The organism is Streptomyces albus subsp. albus, assembly GCF_000719865.1.
GTDB lineage: Bacteria > Actinomycetota > Actinomycetes > Streptomycetales > Streptomycetaceae > Streptomyces > Streptomyces albus_E.
On record NZ_JOID01000119.1, the window covers coordinates 1 to 226 of the forward strand.

The 226-nt window shown below is 65.5% G+C and carries 1 protein-coding gene; it reads right to left on the reverse strand.

The features are described 5' to 3' along the window. Positions 1–226 (reverse strand): IS200/IS605 family transposase (gene tnpA, locus IF83_RS0129630; protein ID WP_030549531.1); only part of this gene is annotated, 226 nt, incomplete at both ends.

Here is a 226-nt window from a genome sequence, read left to right on the forward strand (position 1 = left end):
TGCGGGGAAGTCCTGTCGCAGGCGCCGTGCGGAGACGCCTTTGAGGCTGCCGACGAGCCGGGACAGGGCGACGGACGGCGGGTAGTGCACGAGCAGGTGTACATGATCGCTCTCGCCGTTGAACTCCTTGAGTTCCGCGCCGAAGTCCTCGCAGACCTTGCGCATGACCTCTTCGCAGCGGGTGAGGACCGCGTCGGTGAAGACATTCCGCCGGTACTTCGGCGTA